At 67.0% G+C, this 3,537-nt stretch carries 4 protein-coding genes; 1 reads left to right on the top strand and 3 read right to left on the bottom strand.

Annotated features, from left to right (window positions below):
* Positions 1-2: 2 nt before the first annotated feature.
* Both FXF52_RS40745 and FXF52_RS40740 read right to left on the bottom strand, forming a co-directional pair.
* A complete protein-coding gene (locus FXF52_RS40745; protein WP_148804973.1) occupies positions 3-431 on the bottom strand; it encodes a hypothetical protein in 429 nt (142 codons plus the stop codon).
* A 20-nt stretch (positions 432-451) separates the two neighbouring features.
* Positions 452-1,084 carry a TetR/AcrR family transcriptional regulator gene (locus FXF52_RS40740; protein ID WP_255472932.1) on the bottom strand — a complete coding sequence of 211 codons (633 nt, stop codon included), beginning with the start codon at positions 1,082-1,084 and terminating at the stop codon, positions 452-454.
* Between the two features lie 667 nt (positions 1,085-1,751).
* Between FXF52_RS40740 and FXF52_RS40735 the strand changes: the two genes are divergently transcribed.
* Positions 1,752-2,888 (top strand): RNA-guided endonuclease TnpB family protein, encoded by a 1,137-nt coding sequence (locus FXF52_RS40735; protein ID WP_148804971.1) that lies wholly within the window; start codon positions 1,752-1,754, stop codon positions 2,886-2,888.
* A gap of 225 nt (positions 2,889-3,113) precedes the next feature.
* Here the strand turns inward: FXF52_RS40735 and FXF52_RS40730 are convergent.
* The coding region (locus FXF52_RS40730; protein WP_148804970.1) for a phosphotransferase at positions 3,114-3,537 on the bottom strand (424 nt) is incomplete at its 5' end.

The raw sequence follows: 3,537 nt of genomic DNA, 5'->3' as shown, positions 1-3,537 counted from the left end.
TACTAGCCGGCTGAGGGCCTGGCCCCGAGCCGGCTGACCGCGAATGCGGCCAGCAGCAGCACGGTCAGGCCGCCGTCCCAGGTGATGATCGGGCCGGTGTCCGCGATTCCGCCGTGGGCCTGGTAGGCGAGGCCGGTCACGGTCAACGCCAGCTTGTTCATGATGACCAGCAGCCACACCGCGAGGTTGCCCAGGGGTCTGACGGTCAGGAGCGCGAACAGGCCGGCGAAGACCAGGAACCCGTACAGCCGCCAGGTCTCCACCACCTTGGTCGGACCGCCCGCATCGAATACGACCTGGATCTGGGTCACCGCGGCGCCAACCGCACTGACTGTGGCGATGATCAGCAGGATGCGGGCAAGGCGTAGTCGCCCGGGCGGAATCGAGGACTGGACGGTGGATTGCTGTGCGGTAGCGACGGGCGTGGACATGGCTTCCTCCAGGGTGATGCTCAGGCTGGGTGGGCGTGGGATGGTCGGGCGCCGCGAAGGGCGCCGTCGATGATCAGGTCCAGGTAGGGATGGTCGACCGGCTCGCCGGTAACCAGGATCCGGTAGTACAGCGGGCCGACCAGCTGATCGAACAGGACGGCAACATCGAGGTCTGTGCGAAGTGCGCCGCGTCGGGCTGCGGAGGCCAGCAGTCCGATGGCCATCGCGTTACGGCGGGCGAACACGGCCCGAATCAGCGTGCCGAGGTCGGCGTGCCGGGCCGCCGCCGCCGCGATTTCCGCGACAACGCCAGCCGAGCGGTCGTCCGCGCTTTCGGGCAAGCCGGCCCGGCGCATGGTGTTCAGGCCGTCGGCCACCTGACGTAGGTAGTCGGTCAGATCGGCCCGGATGTCACCGGTATCCAGGATCGGCACGTCATCCTGCATCAGTGCAACAACGGCCACGATCAGGTGGTCCTTGGTCGGCCAACGCCGGTAGAGGGTGGTCTTGGCGACGCCGGCCTGGTCGGCGACCTCGTCGATGGACAGTGCGGCGTAACCATCGACCAGCAACAGATCCCGGGCGGCGATCAGGATCCGCCGGCCAGCGTCGATGTCTCGGGGGCGGCCCCGAGAGGGGGCACGTTCGGGCATGGTCACCACCTTTCCGATACCTGGGTAGCGGAAGTAAGGCTAGGTGAGGGCGACCAATTGCGCAACCCAGGTAGCGATATTGCCTATGTTGGCGGGCAGGCGGGCAGAAAGGGTGTAGGCAGGGCCGCGTTACCCGGTACCACCGAGCGATGACGGCAGTCGTGGGCCAACGTGACGGCATGCTGTGCGTGGCCGGCTCCCTGGTCGCGAACCGCGTGCACGGCTAGACGCGTGGCTGGCTTTATGCCGGGTTCCAGGTCTTTGCGTTATACCGCAACGGCTTTGGCGCGCCCTCACCACCCAAGCGGTCGACTACCAATCAACTACCCAACGTCACCAATCGTTGCGCGGAAAGGCTCAGTGGCTGGCTACCGGCCGAGATCGCTCTTGATCGGTCACGGTCGCACGGATGGCAGCACATCCGGATGGTGTAACCCTCGACACACCCATGATCACATCAACGGCGGAACCTCGACCCGACTCAATCGAAATCAGCTCACCTGCAGGGCGGCCTTGCCGTGCAATCCTGTGGCCTTGACGCCGCCTGCATGGGCTCGCGGTGCGTCATCGGATTTGCGGCGTGGAAACCCGGCCGTTCAGGGCCGGGAGGAAACGCCGCCCCCTTCCCTTGGGATGAGTGTCGTACATGGACGGTAAAATGTGAGGCGTGGGTGAGGTGGTGAAGCGGGCTTACAAGTACCGCTTCTACCCGACTCCTGAACAGGCCGAACTGTTGAACCGGACGTTCGGGTGTGTGCGTGTGGTCTACAACCGGGCGTTGGAGGCCCGCACCCGGGCGTGGGCGGTGGACCGCCGGCGCACCACCTATGTGCAGTCGTCGGGGTGGCTGACGGAGTGGAAACGCACCGATGAGCTGGCGTTCCTGAACGAGGTCAGTTCGGTGCCGTTGCAGCAGACGTTGCGGCATCTGCAGGCCGGGTTCGTGGCGTTCTGGGACAAGCGGGCCCGGCACCCGCGCTTCAAGTCCAAACGCAAATCCAGGGCGTCGGCGGAGTACACCCGCTCCGCGTTCCGCTGGCGTGACGGCCGGCTCACCCTGGCCAAGATGAACACCCCGCTGAACATCGTCTGGTCCCGACCGCTGCCGGAGGGGGCGGAACCGTCGACGGTCACCGTGTCCCGGGACGCTGCCGGCCGCTGGTTCGTATCCATCCTGGTGGAGGACCTGACGGTGAGGCCCCTGCCGCCCGTCACGGCGGAGGTCGGTGTGGACGCGGGCATCACCAGTCTGCTCACCCTGTCGCGCCCGATGCCGGGGGTGAGCGACGAGCACGGGAAGGTGGCCAACCCTCGGTACGGGCAGGCCGACCGGCGCAAGCTCGCCAAGGCGCAGCGGAACCTGGCCCGCAAACAGAAGGACTCCGCGAACCGGGCGAAGGCCCGAATGAAGGTGGCCCGGATCCACGCCCGGATCGCCGACCGGCGGCGGGACCACTTGCACCAGCTGACCACTCGATTCGTCCGTGAGACCCAAACGGTCGCGATCGAAGACCTCAGCGTGCGAAACATGCTCCGCAACCGGCGTCTGGCCCGTGTCATCTCCGACGCGGCCTGGGGTCAGTTCCGCAGGATGCTGGAGTACAAGGCCGACTGGTACGGGCGGAAGGTCATCCCCGTCAACCGGTGGCTGCCCACGTCCAAAACCTGCTCGACCTGTCGTCGGATCAACACCGCACTCACCCTCAACGACCGCTCCTGGACGTGCCCGGGTTGCGGGGTCGAGCACGACCGGGACATCAACGCCGCGACAAACATCCTCGCCGCCGGGCTGGCGGAGAGGTAAAACGCCTGCGGAGCTGATGTAAGACCTCAAGGGAAAATCCTCCCGGAAAGGCAGTCGGCGATGAAACAGGAAACCTCACGGGCGACCGTGAGACTCCCGGCCCTTCAGGGCCGGGAGGATGTCAACGAGAGGGAGTTTCGCGCCGATGCCGGGGCGGGTGGTGCGTGCCGTGACAAGGCCGGCGAACTCGGCGAGCCGCTCGGGCTTGCGATCGAGCCGGTAGTGCTACGCCAGTTCGGCGATCACTGCGCGGACCATTCGGCGGCCGTGCTCGGCCATTCGCGGGAAAGTATGCCGGTAGTAGTCAATGCCGGTCAGCGACGGAGCGAGGGCCCATCCGCAGGCCCGGCGCCAGGTAGCGTCGTCGTACCCGATTGCCTCCCGGTAGGCTCCCCGGGCCGCGCCGGTGAACGTCCATAGCGCCGGAGCCACGTCCGGCGCCGGATCGCCGACACCGAGTGCGCCGAAATCGATAACAGCGGCCAGTCGGCCGCGGTCGATGATCAGGTTGCCCGGCTGCAGATCACCGTGGATCCACACGGGGTCCCGGTCCCAGTCAGGAGCAGCCAGGCAGGCGTCCCAGGCCGCCTCGGCCGCGGTCACATCGAAGCCGTCGTCATGCTCGGCGAGCCGCGGCAGCACACGGCGG

The organism is Micromonospora sp. MP36 (assembly GCF_008119785.1).
Classification (GTDB): domain Bacteria; phylum Actinomycetota; class Actinomycetes; order Mycobacteriales; family Micromonosporaceae; genus Micromonospora.
Note: the sequence above shows the minus strand (reverse complement) of the source record. Positions and strands in the feature narration are given on the sequence as shown.

Excerpts from the sequence above, each read along its gene's own strand:
- FXF52_RS40740 (WP_255472932.1), bottom strand. The coding sequence starts at position 1,084 with ATGCCCGAACGTGCCCCCTCTCGGGGCCGCCCCCGAGACATCGACGCT.
- FXF52_RS40745 (WP_148804973.1), bottom strand. The coding sequence starts at position 431 with ATGTCCACGCCCGTCGCTACCGCACAGCAATCCACCGTCCAGTCCTCG.